The organism is Herbaspirillum sp. C7C8 (assembly GCF_022627875.1).
Classification (GTDB): domain Bacteria; phylum Pseudomonadota; class Gammaproteobacteria; order Burkholderiales; family Burkholderiaceae_D; genus Herbaspirillum.
The window spans coordinates 127,237-141,512 of record NZ_JABXGG010000008.1 but is presented as its reverse complement, the minus strand read 5'-3'; the positions used below and the strand labels follow the sequence as shown (position 1 = coordinate 141,512).

Below are 14,276 nucleotides of genomic sequence, written 5' to 3'. Positions count from 1 at the left end.
AGTACGACGAAATGCGAGGTGACTGCTCGGGTGAAACGAAAACGCTGTGGAAAATTTGAGTTAGTCCGCCAATGGATCAAAGGGTCCCGCCGCCGTGAAGGCGCCACCTTGCAGGGTCGCGACGGGATCATCCGCAGCCGGTTGCGGTTGCGCTTCCACCTTGGCGCAGAAGATCTCCGAACTGTCCTTGGGCGCATAGCCCAGGTGCGCGGCATGACGGTTGTCCCACCAGGTCTTGGCGTTGGCCGACATGCCGTAGACGATGGTGTGACCCACACCCGCAATGAACAGCGCGCGCCGCAGCAGTTGCTCGAAGTCGTCCATGCTCATCCAGCTGGCCAGCATGCGGCGATTGGTCGCTTCCGGGAAGATCGAGCCGATGCGGATGCTCACCGTTTCCACGCCATAGCGGTCGAAATAGAACTGCGCCATGTCTTCACCATAGGACTTGGACAAGCCGTAGTAGCCATCGGGACGCTTGAGATCATGCGCATCGATGCGCTCATCCTGACGATAAAAACCGGTGACATGATTGGAGCTGGCGAAGATGACGCGCTTGACGCCATGACGGCGCGCGGCTTCGTAGATGTGGAAGACACCCTTGATGTTGGCTTCCAGGATCTCCTCGAAAGGACGCTCCACCGAGACGCCACCCAGATGGATGATGGCCTCACAGCCGGCCACCATGGCATCGACCGCCGCACGGTCGGCCAGGTCGCAACCCAGCACCTCTTCATGCGCCCCTGCCGGCGTCACGCCCTGCATGGCCGCTGCCAGATCGGCTACCCGCACACGCTCGGCGAAAGACGCCAGGCGCGGCCGCAATTGCCGTCCCACGCCACCGGCGGCGCCGGTCAGCAAGAGGCGGGAAAATCGGGCGCTCTGCCACGCATCGCGTTCAGTCTCTGCGCTCATGCGGGCGGTCTCCTGATGGTTGCTCATCGTTGTAGTTGTCGGTCGGGTGCTGTATTCAAGGGCCGTGATGCGCGCACACCCGGTACCGGGCGTGCGACCGACTGATCTTGTACGTCGTCGTATCACTTGGCGGATTATTCCCGGCGAGGTTCGGCTTGTCAACCGTATTTGCGGGCAGGTGGACGGCAGAAGCGGGGGTGTTGACGCAGCCAGGGCCAACTCGCATCTCCCGCCATTCGACGGGAATTTACCTTCAAAATTCAACCATCTTCTGCCATCTTTCCGACCTGCCCCAGCCGCGCAGGACTGCACCACAGCGCCTGGAGCAGATCGCGATGTCCGCGTCCTGCGCCTAAGAGCGGTCCGGTGATGACGATGCGGTGCCCTGCGGGCGGGCAGTTGGCCGGGCAGTGTCTTCGTTCCAGCCACCGCCCAGCACCTTGTAGAGCGTGATGCGATTGCTCTGCTCGGTCAGCCGCAGGGAGATCAGCGTCTGCTGTGCCGAGTACAGCGTGCGCTGCGCCACCAGGGTGGTGAGATAGCTGTCGATACCGTTCTTGTAGCGCGCCTCGGACAGGCGGAAAGCCTTCTCGCTGGCCGCCGTGGCCTTGCCCTGTGCATCCAGTCGCTGATCCAGCGTGGCGCGCACGGCCAGGGCATCGGCCACTTCGCGGAAGGCGGTCTGGATGGTCTTCTCATAACTGGCCACGTCGATGTCACGTGTGATCTTGGCCGAGTCCAGGCTGGCACGCAGGCTGCCGGCATTGAAGATGGGCAGGTTGATCGACGGTACGAAACTCCAGCTGCCACTGCCCGCCTTGAACAAGCCGCCCAGGGTACGACTGGCGGTGCCGCCGTCGGCGGTCAGCGAGATGCTGGGGAAGAAGGCCGCACGCGCCGCACCGATGTCGGCATTGGCGGACTTGAGGGTGTGCTCGGCCGCCAGCACGTCGGGCCGTCGCAACAGCACCTGCGAAGGCAGGTCCGCCGGTGTGGCCGGCAACACGCTGGCCGTCTCGGGCAACGCCGTGGGCAACAGCGCCGCATCGACATCAGCGCCCACCAGCAGGCGCAGGGCATTGATGTCCTGTGCGACCTGGCTGGTGTAGCTGGCCACATCCGCACGCGCCGCTTGCACCGTGGCCTCCTGGCTGGCCAGATCGACGCCGGAGACGGTGCCGATGTCATGGCTGCGCTGGCTCAGTGCATAGGTACGTGACTGGCTGGCATAGGTGTCCTGAGCCAGTGTCAAGAGCTCGCGGTCCGAGGCCAGCGTGAGCCAGGCCGTGGCCACTTCGGCCACCAGACTGATGTGGGTGCTGCGACGGGTCTCCACCTGATACTGATAGGTTTCCAGGGCAGCATCCGACAGATTCTTGAGACGACCGAAGAAATCCAGTTCATAGGCGCTCACGCCCACCGTCACGCTCTGCTGTCTTGATACCGTGGCGCGGCCACTGGTGGACAACTCCGCCGGCGTGCGACTGGCGCTGCTGGTTCCGGTGGCTGAAATGGCCGGATAGCGGTCGGCATCGGTGATGCGATATTGCGCCCGGGCCTTCTCGATATTGAGCGCGGCCACGCGCAGGTCGCGGTTGTTCTCCAGCGCGGCCGCGATCACCTGCTGCAGGCGCGGATCGAGGAAGAACTCACGCCAGCCGAGCTGGTCGGCATCGATTGCATCAGCGGCCTTGGCAGCAAGGGTGCCGACGGGCTTGCCATCGACCGGCCGGGCCCAGCTGGCCGGCACCGGCGCCGACGGCCGGGCGTAGTCGGGCGCGAGATTGGCGCAACCCGCCAGCGCTGTCGTGAGCGCCAGCACCATGGCCGTACGGGTCCACAGGATCGAGCTCTGTTGTATGGGCTGGGTCATCACACACCCTCCTTTTGCATGGCGTGATCGTCATCCTTGGGCGGCTTGTTGGCCGTGCGGCGGTCCAGCCAGGTGCCGATCAGGTAGTAGAACAAGGGCACGAAGAAGATGCCCAGCAGAGTCGCGGAGAGCATGCCGCCCAGCACGCCGGTGCCGATGGCGCGGCGGCTGGCCGATCCGGCGCCACTGGCCACGGCCAGAGGCAGCACGCCGAACATGAAGGCCAGTGAAGTCATCAGGATCGGACGCAGGCGCAGCTGCACCGCCTCCAGGGTGGCCTCCCGCAGGCTCTTGCCGGACTCATGCAGTTGCTTGGCAAATTCCACGATCAGGATTGCGTTCTTGGCCGACAGGCCCACGGTGGTCAACAGCCCCACCTGGAAATACACGTCATTGGACATCCCGAACATGCCCGTGAGCAGCACGGTCCCGACGATACCCAGCGGCACCGCAAGAATCACCGCGAAGGGCACCGACCAGCTCTCGTACAAAGCGGCCAGGCACAGGAACACGAAGAGGATGGAAATCGCATACAACATCGGTGCCTGGTTGCCCGAGAGCCGCTCCTGGTAGGACGAACCGGTCCACTCGAAGCCGATGCCCGCCGGCAGTTGCGCCACCAGCTTCTCCACTTCGGCCATGGCGCTGCCCGAGCTCACGCCGGCTGCCGGTTCACCCACGATCTCGAAGGAAGACACGCCGTTGTAGCGCTCCAGCAGGGAAGGACCGTAAGTCCACTTGCTGCTCATGAAGGCCGAGAACGGCACCATCTGGCTGGCCGAATTGCGCACATACCAGCGGTTCAGGTCTTCGGCCTGCATGCGGAAGGCGGCATCGCCCTGAACATAGACCTTCTTGACGCGGCCATTGCTGAGGAAGTCATTGACGTAGGTACCGCCCATGGCCGTGGCGAGGGTCGAGTTGATGTCGGAGGTCGAAATCGACAAGGCATCGGCCTTGCGGTCATCGATGGCCACGCGCAACTGGGGCGTATCATCCAGGCCGGTGGTACGCACGTTGGCCAGCAGCGCATTGCTGCGCGCCAGTTGCAGGAACTGGTCGCGCGCCTTGAGCAAGGCATCGTGGCCGACGCCACCGACATCCTTCAATTCCAGATCGAAGCCCGAACTCTGGCCCAGGCCGCGCACCGCCGGCGGGTTCATCAGGAACACGCGGGCACCGCGAATCTTGGAGAGGTCGGCATTGGCCCGGCGTACCAGCTCGGCGGCCGACTGCCCGGCACCGGTACGCTGGTCCCAAGCCTTGAGGCGGATGAAGGCGCGTGCCCCGTTCTGGCTGTTGCCACCCACGCCCGCACCGACGATGGCCAGCACCGAATCAACGGATTCGGGCTTGTTCATGAAGTATTGCTGCACCGTCTTGACCACGGTAGCGGTCTGTTCGGCCGTGGCGCCGGTAGGCAACTGGATCTGTGCCATCAGCACGCCCTGGTCTTCTTCCGGCAGGAAGGAGGTGGGCAGGCGCATGAACAGCACCGCCATCGCCACCGCGATCAGGGCATACATCAACAGGCCGCGCTTGCCGCGCTTGAGCAGGCCGCCCACACCACCTTGATAGCGCGTGGCACTGCGGTCAAAGGTACGATTGAACCAGGTAAAGAATTTGCCCTGCTGCACATGACCGCCGGCATGCGGCTTGAGCAAGGTGGCGCACAGGGCCGGTGTGAGCGTGAGCGCCACCATCACCGACAAGGCCATGGCCGAGACGATGGTGATGGAGAACTGGCGATAGATCACCCCGGTCGATCCACCGAAGAAGGCCATCGGGATGAACACGGCCGAGAGCACCATGGCGATACCGACCAGCGCACCGGTGATTTCCCGCATGGACTTGCGCGTGGCTTCCTTGGGACTGAGCTTCTCCTCGCTCATCAGGCGCTCGACGTTTTCCACTACCACGATGGCGTCGTCCACCAGCAAGCCGATGGCCAGCACCATCCCGAACATGGTCAGCGTATTGATCGAATAACCGAACATGGCCAGGATGCCGAAGGTCCCCAGCAGCACCACCGGCACCGTGATGGCCGGAATGAAGGTGGCGCGGATGTTCTGCAGGAACAGGTACATGATCAGCACCACCAGCACGATGGCTTCGATCAGGGTCTTGACCACTTCTTCCAGCGACACGCGCACGAAGGGCGTGGTGTCATAGGCGATGTTGGTCTTGAGTTTCATCGAGGCCGGGAAGTACGGCTCCAGCTCGGCCATCTTCTTCTTGACCGCGTCCGCCGTGGCCAGCGCGTTGGCGCCGGTGGCCAGCTGGATCGCCAGCGCCGAGGACGGCTTGCCGTTCTGCTGCGAAGCGACCTGGTAGCTCTCGCCGCCCAGCTCCACCCGCGCGACATCAGCGAGCTTCACCACCGAACCATCGGAAGAGGACTTGACGATGATGTTGCGGAACTCATCCGGCGTGGTCAGCTTGCTGCGCGCCGTGATGGTGGCGTTGATCTGCTGGCCCGGTTGTGCCGGCAGCGCACCGATCTCGCCGGCCGATACCTCGGTGTTCTGCGCTTCCAGCGCGCTGGTGATGTCGGAGGGCATCAGCGCATATTTCTGCAACTTGGCCGGATCGATCCAGATGCGCATCGCATAGTTGGTACCGAAGGCGGTCACGTCGCCCACGCCCTCCACGCGGCTGATCTGGTCGGTCAGCGTACTGCTGATGAAGTCGCCGATGTCGATGCTGGTGATGCGCGGATCATCCGAGGTCAGCGACAGCACCATGAGGATGTCGGTCGAGGCCTTGGTCACCGTCACGCCATTGTTCTGCACCGCCTGCGGCAGGCGCGCAGTGACCTGCTGCAGCTTGTTCTGCACCTGCATCTGCGCCACGTCGGGATTGGTACCGGCGGTAAAGGTCAGCGAGACGGTGGCGCTACCGGCCGAGCTGGAGCTGGCCGACATGTATTGCAGGTTGTCCAGCCCCTTCATCTGCTGCTCGATGACCTGGGTCACCGAATCTTCCAGGGTCTTGGCCGAGGCACCGGTATAGGTGGCCTTGATGTTGACCTTGGGCGGGGCAATGTCGGGATACTGCTCCAGCGACAGCGAGCGGATAGCCATCATGCCCCCCAGCATGATGATGATGGCGATGACCCACGCAAAGATGGGCCGGTCGATAAAGAAACGTGCCATGTGTGCCTCGCTTACTTCGACCGGGTGCCGGTGGCGACAGTGGCCGGGGCAGCAGTCGCACCGGCTGCCCGGTCGGTGTCCCCGCCCAGCGACGGATCGGCAGCGGCAGCGGCGGCTTCACGGGCCAGATCCTTCTGCAGACTGTCGGTGATGTCGATGGCACGTGGCGTATCACCGGTACGCACCTTCTGCAATCCGTCGACGATGAGCTTGTCGCCCTCCTTGAGACCCTTGCTGATCCACCAGTTGTTGCCCACCGCACGCGCCACGGTCACCAGGCGCTGCTGTACCTTGCCGTCGGCACCCAGCACCAGCGCGGTCGCTGCACCGGTCTGGTCGCGACTGACCGCCTTCTGCGGCACCAGCAGTGCGTGTTCATCCACACCTTCTTCCAGCACGGCACGCACGTAAGCACCCGGCAGCAGCACGCCGTCCGGATTGGGGACCACCGCGCGCAAGGTGATCATGCCGGTGCCGGTATCGACCGAGAGGCCGGTGAATTCGAGCTTGCCGGTGCGCTCATAGGTGGAGCCGTCTTCCAGCAGAATCTTGACCTGGGCGGCATTGTCACCGCTCTTCCTGATCTGACCGCTGGCCAGTTCGCGCCGCAGGCGCAGCAGATCCACGGTGGATTGCGTCACATCGACATAGATCGGGTCGATCTGCTGCACCGTCGTCAGTGCCGTGGTCTGGCTGGCCGTCACCAGAGCGCCGGGAGTGACGCTGGATTGCTCGATGCGGCCCGAGATGGGCGAGAGGATCCTGGTGTATTGCAGGTTGATGGCGGCGGTCTGCACGGCGGCCTTCTGCACTTCCACATCGGCCTGGTTCTGGCGCAGGGTGCTCTGGGCGTCGTCGTTGTCCTGCTTGGAGACGGCATCGATCTTGTTCAGTTCGGCATAACGATCGGCCTTCAGCTTCGATGAGGCCAGCGTTGCCTGCGCCTTGAGCAGGGAAGCCTTGGCGCTGTCATAGGCAGCCTGATAGCTGGCCGGATCGATCTGGTAGAGCGGCTGGCCGGCCTTGACCTTGCTGCCTTCCTTGAACAGGCGTTTCTGGATGATGCCGCCGACCTGAGGACGGATGTCGGCCGTCAGGTAGGCCGTGGTACGGCCCGGCAACTCGGTGGTCAGTGCCTGGCGCTGGGCCTTGACGACCACGTAGCCGACTTCGGACTGGGCGGCGGGCTTGGGCTGGTCGCCGGAGCGCGAGCAGGCGCCGAGGACGGCCACCAGCATCAGAGACAGCGCCAGACGGGCTGCGGTGGAAGAGCGGCGCCCCTGGCGGCGCGGGAGTGTTGCAGTGTCGTGCATGATCGGGAGGCTTTCTGCCCGTCCGCGGTCCGCCATGGGCGCGGGTTCCGGGCGCAATGAGCTATCGGACCTGCGATTATGGGCAACAAATGTGAGGGAAAAATGAGCAGGCGCGGCGGTATGTCCGTCCTGCAACAGGACGGGGCGCAGCGGCAACTTGTGCGCCACCGGACGCCGGGTTCTTGATAAGCTCTGGCCTGATTCCACCGACCGCCTGCTGCATCCCCATGTCCATCGCCCACTCGATTGTCGAGCTGACCGACCGCCTCTTCTATCGCGCCAACATCCGCCTGAAACTCTTCTATGCGATGCTGGCGCTGATCGTGGTGGTGATCGCGGCCATCAATGGTGCCGGGCATTACATCTTCAACCGCGACTTCCTCGGTTATCTCAACGAGCAGGCCCAGCAGCGCATGGAAGACATGGTGCCGCGCCTGGAGCAGGCCTATCGCGAACATGGCAACTGGGACTTCATTCGCGGCAAGCCGCGCGTCTGGTTCGAGCTGATGAAGCCGGCCATCGTCGAACACAATGGGGTGGTCACCACGCCGGGGCCACCCATGACGGCCTCCGACCTGACCGGCGCGACGCTGCGCTTTTCCTTGCTGGATGCCCGACGACAACTGGTGATCGGCTATCCCAAGGTCGGTCCCGATGCGCGCCTGCGGCCCCTGCTCCAGGATGACGTGATCGTCGGCTGGGTGGCGCAGACGCCCTTTGAAAGCGTGATCGGTGCCCTCGACCTGCGCTTCCAGCAAAGCCAGTTCCTGGCCCAGCTCATCATTGCCGTGGTGGCGGTGATGCTGGCGGCCTTCCTGGTGGTGCGCATCTCGGGCGTGCTCACGCGCCCGCTCACGCGCGTGGCGCGGGCCACGCACCGGCTGGCCGGTGGCGATTATGCGATCCGGGTGGAGGTGGAATCGGGTGATGAAGTCGGGATGCTGGCGCAGGACTTCAACCGGCTGGCCATGACCCTGGAGCGCAATGAAAAACTGCGGCGCGAATTCATGGCCGATGTCTCGCATGAATTGCGCACTCCCCTGGGCATTCTCAACGGCCAGCTGGAGGCGCTGGAAGATGGCGTGCTGCAACCCGATGCGCAGACACTGCACTCCCTCAAGAGCGAGGTGGCGCATCTGAACAAACTGGTAGGGGACCTTTATGATCTCTCCCTGGCCGATGCCGGTGCGCTCACCTATCGTCGCAGCGACATCGACCTGGTACCCTTGCTGCGCGAGAGCGCAGCCGTCTATGGCGAACGCTTCAGCCAGTGCGGCATGACGCTGACCTGCAGCCTGCCCACTACCATGCCCGTGCACGCCGACGCGGCACGCCTGCAGCAGTTGCTCAACAATCTCTTCGAGAACAGCCTGCGCTACACCGACAGCGGAGGTCGCCTGAAAGTGCATGCCCAACTGCAGCAACAGCACTGGCATCTGGTCTTCGACGACAGCGAGCCGGGCGTACCGCCCGAGGTGATGGCGCGCCTGTTCGAACGCTTCTTCCGGGTCGAGGCTTCGCGCAACCGCGCCAGCGGCGGGGCCGGGCTGGGCCTGGCGATCTGCCGGCGCATCGTCGATGCCCATCAGGGGACCATCGGTGCCACTGCCTCGCCCCTGGGCGGGCTGCGGATCTCGGTCGTGTTGCCGGCCCGCCTGGAGGAGGAAGGGAATGCCGCATGAGTGATGGCTCCGAAGAATTCCGCTTTGCCGCCCCCGCCAGCGCCGATATCCTCATCGTCGAGGACGAGCCCAAGCTGGCCGAGTTGCTGCAGAAATACCTGGCACTGGCCGGCTACACCTCGCGTCATGTAGCACGCGGGGATGCGGCACTGGATGCGGTGCGCGCGCAGCGCCCGGACCTGATCCTGCTCGACATCATGTTGCCGGGCATGGATGGCTGGGAGATCTGCCGCCAGCTACGGACCTTCTCGGATGTACCGGTATTGATGCTCACTGCGCGCGCAGAGGAAGACGATCGCTTGCGCGGGCTGGAACTGGGGGCGGACGACTATATCGGCAAGACGCCGTTTTCGCCGCGCGAAATCGTGGCCCGGGTCAAGTCCATGCTCAGGCGCAATGCGCTGGTACAGCGTTCGGTGCAGGTCGGGTCGGCAGCGCAGATGGCCGCCCCGCTGGTCATCGATGAACTCCGCCACCAGGCCAGCGTACGTGGCGAACCGCTCAACCTGACGCCGCTGGAGCTGCGGCTGCTCAAGACCTTTGCGGCGGCACCGGGACAGGTCTTTTCGCGGGAACAACTGCTCAATCACCTGCATGATGATGATCGCTCCGTGACCGATCGGGCCATCGATACCCATATCAAGAACCTGCGCCGCAAGCTGGAACCCTGCTTTCCGGGACACAATGCGATTCAGGCGGTGTACGGCGTCGGGTATTGCTTTGCGTTGCCGCCGGATTGAAACGGGCGGCATTGCCTGGCGATGCTGAATCAGCCGCAGTTCATTGAACGCAATCTGAAAGTCACTTTCGATCAGGATTCATGAACGATGGTTTTACGTAATCAACAATTACGTAAAACCGTCATGTTCAATGATCGGTCAGATCCACCGGCACTGCGTCAACGCTGGATCTTGAACACGCTCACCACCTGCGACAAGCGACCAGCCTGATCCTGCAAGGACTGCGCAGCAGCGGCCGCCTCTTCCACCAGTGCCGCATTCTGCTGGGTCACTTCATCCATCTGGGTGATGGCGCGATTGATTTCCTCGATGCCGGTACTCTGCTCGTTGCTGGCCGCGCTGATCTCGGCCACGACATCGGTGACGCGCTTGACGCTGGCCACCACTTCACTCATGGTCGCGCCCGCACGTTCGACCAGCTGGCTGCCGGCGCCGACCTTCTGCACCGAGTCATCGATCAACTGCTTGATCTCCTTGGCGGCGGAAGCCGAGCGCTGTGCCAGCGAACGCACTTCCGAGGCCACCACCGCAAAGCCGCGGCCCTGCTCGCCGGCCCGCGCCGCTTCCACGGCCGCATTCAGGGCCAGGATATTGGTCTGGAAGGCGATGCCATCGATGACCGTGATGATGTCGGCAATGCGATTCGAACTCTCGGTGATACCTTCCATGGTCTGCACCACCTGTCCCACCACTTCGCCCCCCTGGCTGGCCACATCCGAGGCCGAGGCCGCGAGCTGGTTGGCCTGGCGGGCATTGTCGGCATTCTGCTTGACGGTGGCCGTCAGCTCTTCCATGGCAGAGGCGGTCTCTTCCAGCGAACCGGCCTGCTCCTCGGTGCGCGAGGACAAGTCGAGGTTGCCGGTGGCGATTTCCTGCGAAGCCGTGGTGATGGCATCGGTGCCATGACGCACTTCACTGACGATCTTGTGCAGGCTGTCATTCATGGCACGCAGCGAGTGCATCAGCATGCCGGTTTCATCCTTGCTGTCGGAACGGATATCGACCGTCAGGTCACCCTGCGCCACCCGTTCGGCCACGCTCACCGCTTCGTTGAGCGGGCGCGAAACCGCACGCGCCACGGCGATGGCCAAGGCAAGGGCGATGACCACGATGGCCGCCAGCAAACCGAAGATCCACGCACGTGCCGACCTGAAGACATCGGTGGCGCTCTGGTCGGAACGCGTGCTGCCGGCATCGTTGATCTTGATGATCTCATCCATGTTCTCCAGCATGCTGCGGAAGGTCTTGTTGGATTCTCCCTTGAACATCGCGCGGGCTTCTTCTTCCTTGCCGGCACCGGAAATGTCGGCGAGCTTCTTGTCGATCTCCAGATAGGCGGCGAAGCTTCGGGAGAACTTCTCATACGCCTGTTTCTCCTCCGGCTCCGACAACTGGGCTTCATAGGTGGCGCGCTGCTTGGCCAGAATGCCCAGTCGCGTATGGATGGCCTTGATGGCATCCTCGCGTTCGACGGGCGTGACCGCGGTGATCATCTGCAATTCCGAAATGCGCATGCGCGGCAGCGAGGCCTGGATCGACTGCGCCGCCTTGATCGAAGGCAGCCAGTTGGTGGCCATGTCGGTAGAAGCCTGGTTGACCGCCTTCAACTCGCTGATGGCGAAGATCCCCAGGATGACCGTCAGGACGATGACGGCCGCAAAGGAAAGGATGAGCTTCTTGGCAATCTTCAGATTGTTGAACCAGTTCATGTCTGCCTCGTTGTTCTTGCTCGTGGGAATATCACTGGCGATTCTAGGCAGGTCGGGAAGCGGCCATATCGTCGATTACACGGGCGTTTACGGGGCAATTGCAGCGCTTGTGACACGGCGCTGACAAGACCGTCAGAAATGTCCTCCCACTCCCCCGAAACTGGTCAGGCCACCAGATCACTACTTCTCTGCCGGCGATAAAGTTTGCGATTGCACAAGCGGCGCCCCGTCTCGGCGCTCATGCCAGTCGCCGCCCAGCGCCTTGATGAGAAACACCGACACCAGCAGGCGTTGCCCCTGCAACTGTGCCGCCTGGCGCTCGCTGTTGAGCAAGGCCTGTTGCGCGGTGATCACATCCAGATAGGGCGTGGCCCCACCCTCATAGCGGCTGCTGGCAATCTCCAGTACCCGACGCGCACTGGCGATGGCCGATTGTGCCTGCCGACAAGCCCGGTCCAGTGCGGCGATACCGGTAATGCCGTCTTCCACTTCCTGCATGGCCGTCAGTACGGTACGTCGATAGCTGGCCACGGCGGCGTTGTAGCCGGCCTGGCTCAAATCCACCCCGGCCCGCAGGCGACCGCCATCGAACAGGCTTTGCGAGGCCGACACCCCCAGCGACCACAGCAGGCTGGGCGCATTGAAGAGCGTAGCCCAGTTGCGGCTGTCGACTCCGTACCCGGGCTGCAGCATGAAGCTGGGATAGAAGGCGGCACTGGCCACACCGATCTGGGCATTGGCCGCGGCCATGGCGCGTTCGGCGGCAGCCACATCGGGACGGCGCTCCAGCACGTCCGAGGGCACGCCCAAGGGAATGTCCGGCAGCGCGACGGGTGCCAGCGAGGGCGCCAGGCGGAACACCGGCGCTGGGGTACCGATCAGGGTGGCGATGGCGTGTTCGTATTGCGCACGCTGGCGGCCGAGCAGATCCACCTGGGTCAGCGTGTTGTCCAGCAGGGCTTGCTGCTGGGCGACGTCCAGTCCCGAGGTGGCGCCCAGGTCGTGGCGGGAGGTCGCCAGTTCCAGCGCCTTGCGCTGCAGCGCGATGGCGCGCCGGACGACGTCGAGCTCGATGTCCAGCTCGCGCAGGTTGAAGTAGTTGCTGGCCAGTTCGGCTGTGAGCAACAGGCGCGTGTTTTCCAGGTCAGCCGCCGATTGCTGGGCCGAGGCAGTGGCCGCCTGCACCGAACGTCTTGCCCGTCCGAAGAAATCCAGCTCATAACTGACGTTCAGGCCCAGTGCGAAATCATTCTGTACGGTGGCGTAGTTGGGCGAGTTGTAGTTGGTCAGGGGCCGGTTGGCTGAAATGCGCCCGCGCGCGGCCCGTGCGTTGATGCCGACCTGCGGCACTTGCGCCGCCCCGGCCACCTCCAGCTGTGCGCGTGCCTGCGCCAGTCGGGCCGCAGCAATGGCCAGGGTCTGGTTGCCGGCCAGTGCCTGCTGTTGCAGGGCGTTCAGCTGCGCATCGTTGAAACGTTCCCACCACGGGCCACGCGGGGCAGCATCCTGCGGCTGCATGGTGCGCCACGGGGCTTCCGGGGTCCAGGCGGCGGGCATGTCCACCTGCGGCCTCGTGTAATCCGGACCGCTGGCGCAGGCAACCAGCAGCAACGCACTGGCCAAGGCAAGCACAAGACTGTGGCGGCGCGGCAGGTTCATGAGGCAGCCTTCCTGTCGGCGGATTTGTCCTGCCTGTCCTTGGGCTGAACCGGTGCAGGTTCGACCTGATCGCCTTCGGCCAGCGAATCGGGGGGATTGAGGATCAGCTTTTCGTCGCCCCTCAAGCCGTCCAGCACTTCCACGGTCGCACCGAAATTGCGCCCCAGACGAACCTTCTTCAGCTGCACCCTGTTCTGTCCATCCACCGCCGCCACCAGCGAACCATCACGCCGGAACATCAGCGTATCGGCCGCCACCAGCAGTGTGCCACTGGGCTTCAACGGCAGGGCCACCTGCACGAAGGCCCCCGGCAGCAGCGCCTTGTCGGCATTGGCGAGCGTGACCTCGATCTGCATCGAGCGCGTGGTCGCATCGATGGCACCAGCGGTGCGCGCCACCTTGCCTTCGAACTTGCGTGCGCGCAATTCGGACTGGGTCACCGTCACCGGCTGGCCGGGCTTGACCAGATTGGCGTAGGCCTGCGGTACGTTCACGTACACGCGCAGCGGATCGGTCTGCGACAGCACGAAGAGCGCCCGCCCGGCACCCGGATCGATGAGATCGCCCACGTCCACGTTGCGGCGCGTGATGATGCCCGAGAACGGCGCCACGATACGCTTGAAACTCTCCACCTGGCGCAGGCGCGCGACATTGGCGTCTGCCGCCGCCAGGTTGGAACTGGCCTGGGCGAAGGCGCTGCGGCGTTCATCGAGTTCCTGCTGCGAGACGGCGTCCTTCTTGCGCAGGGCTTCCCAGCGCACCATCGAGCTCCTGGCCAGTTCCATGCCGGAGGCGGCCTGCTGGCGTGCAGCCAGGGCTTGCGAAAGCTGCTGGTCGATCTCGGGGGTATCCAGTTCGGCCAGCAGTTCGCCCTTCTTCACTTCGGCGCCGATATCCTTGGTCCAGCGCTTGAGATAGCCTCCGGCGCGCGCCGAGATGGGCGACTGCACGTAGCCCTGCAGGCTGCCCGGCAAGGTCAGCGTCTGGCCTTCGCTGCTGCTGCGGGCGGGTGCCACCCTGACGAAGACTTTGGCACGCTCGGCCGTGCCAGCCTCCAGTGCGCGGGCATTGGCGGCACGGCTGACCAAGGTGCGCGCGGCCCCCGCAGCCAGCAGCAGCAGGACCACGACCAGCACCAGTTTGGCGCGCCTCATCATCTGCTGGCGCTGTTGCGGCTCGCCCTCGCCAAGCGGGTGGATGCCGAGTTCGGAATGACGGTCATGCGACATG

Annotated in this window: 9 protein-coding genes; 2 read left to right on the top strand and 7 right to left on the bottom strand. The window is 64.0% G+C overall.

Translation table 11 applies throughout. The annotated features are described in order from the left end of the window. Positions 1-60 precede the first annotated feature (60 nt). The 4 genes from HWE01_RS11835 to HWE01_RS11820 form a co-directional block, all read right to left on the bottom strand. A complete protein-coding gene (locus HWE01_RS11835; RefSeq protein WP_241821908.1) occupies positions 61-915 on the bottom strand; it encodes an NAD-dependent epimerase/dehydratase family protein in 855 nt (284 codons plus the stop codon). A 352-nt stretch (positions 916-1,267) separates the two neighbouring features. Then, positions 1,268-2,788: an efflux transporter outer membrane subunit gene (locus tag HWE01_RS11830; RefSeq protein WP_241821907.1), complete on the bottom strand. Its 1,521-nt coding sequence runs from the start codon at positions 2,786-2,788 to the stop codon at positions 1,268-1,270. After that, positions 2,788-5,943, bottom strand: coding sequence for an efflux RND transporter permease subunit (locus tag HWE01_RS11825; protein WP_241821906.1), 3,156 nt, complete (start codon positions 5,941-5,943; stop codon positions 2,788-2,790). The genes HWE01_RS11830 and HWE01_RS11825 overlap by 1 nt, the downstream gene beginning before the upstream one ends. An 11-nt stretch (positions 5,944-5,954) precedes the next feature. Continuing rightward, the gene (locus HWE01_RS11820; protein ID WP_283817514.1) at positions 5,955-7,256 is read right to left on the bottom strand and encodes an efflux RND transporter periplasmic adaptor subunit; all 1,302 of its coding nucleotides are present in this window, start codon (positions 7,254-7,256) and stop codon (positions 5,955-5,957) included. Positions 7,257-7,483: 227 nt separating this feature from the next. Between HWE01_RS11820 and HWE01_RS11815 the strand changes: the two genes are divergently transcribed. Then, positions 7,484-8,938 carry an ATP-binding protein gene (locus HWE01_RS11815; RefSeq protein ID WP_241821905.1) on the top strand — a complete coding sequence of 485 codons (1,455 nt, stop codon included), beginning with the start codon at positions 7,484-7,486 and terminating at the stop codon, positions 8,936-8,938. Continuing rightward, positions 8,935-9,678: a response regulator gene (locus tag HWE01_RS11810; RefSeq protein WP_175343749.1), complete on the top strand. Its 744-nt coding sequence runs from the start codon at positions 8,935-8,937 to the stop codon at positions 9,676-9,678. Before HWE01_RS11815 ends, HWE01_RS11810 begins: the two co-directional genes overlap by 4 nt. 158 nt (positions 9,679-9,836) lie before the next feature. Here the strand turns inward: HWE01_RS11810 and HWE01_RS11805 are convergent, their stop codons facing one another. The 3 genes from HWE01_RS11805 to HWE01_RS11795 all read right to left on the bottom strand — a co-directional run bounded on the left by HWE01_RS11805 (position 9,837) and on the right by HWE01_RS11795 (position 14,275). After that, positions 9,837-11,387 carry a methyl-accepting chemotaxis protein gene (locus tag HWE01_RS11805; RefSeq protein WP_241821904.1) on the bottom strand — a complete coding sequence of 517 codons (1,551 nt, stop codon included), beginning with the start codon at positions 11,385-11,387 and terminating at the stop codon, positions 9,837-9,839. Positions 11,388-11,567: 180 nt separating this feature from the next. Beyond that, positions 11,568-13,046 (bottom strand): efflux transporter outer membrane subunit, encoded by a 1,479-nt coding sequence (locus HWE01_RS11800; protein ID WP_241821903.1) that lies wholly within the window; start codon positions 13,044-13,046, stop codon positions 11,568-11,570. Then, a complete protein-coding gene (locus HWE01_RS11795) occupies positions 13,043-14,275 on the bottom strand; it encodes an efflux RND transporter periplasmic adaptor subunit (protein WP_241821902.1) in 1,233 nt (410 codons plus the stop codon). Before HWE01_RS11795 ends, HWE01_RS11800 begins: the two co-directional genes overlap by 4 nt. Position 14,276 lies beyond the last annotated feature (1 nt).